The organism is Xanthomonas sp. BRIP62415, from assembly GCF_003993515.1.
Taxonomy (GTDB): domain Bacteria; phylum Pseudomonadota; class Gammaproteobacteria; order Xanthomonadales; family Xanthomonadaceae; genus Xanthomonas; species Xanthomonas euroxanthea.
On record NZ_QEZH01000020.1, the window covers coordinates 1 to 391 of the forward strand.

The window sequence follows — 391 nt, forward strand, 5'->3', positions numbered from 1 at the left end:
GCCGGGTGTCGTTCGGGGTCAGGACCGGATACATGATCTGGTCGACTTCCACGTAGTCCACGCTCGGGTCGGCGGCGATGCGGCGCATCAGCGTTTCGGCTTCGGCGCGGTCCAGCCCACGGCTGGCCTTGAGCACTTCCGAGCCCAGCGCAGTGCGGCGCACGTGGTTCAGACCCAGCGCGCGACCGGCGCGGGCCGGCACCGCGGTGGCGACAGAATTGAGCGATGCGCGCATCGACGTCGGGCTTACTGCCGGGCTGCTGCCGTCCTTGTACTTGACGATGAAGCGGTCCAGCGTGGGCTGCGAATCCAGGCCAGACAGATTGACCTGACCGGCAAACGCCGGCACGGCCAGCAGGGAGGTCAGCGCGGAAACACCCAGCACCACCAG

The 391-nt window shown here is 68.0% G+C and carries 1 pseudogene; it reads right to left on the reverse strand.

The annotated features are described in order from the left end of the window. Window positions 1-391, reverse strand: a pseudogene (locus EO141_RS07550) (peptidase S8); the annotation flags it as partial.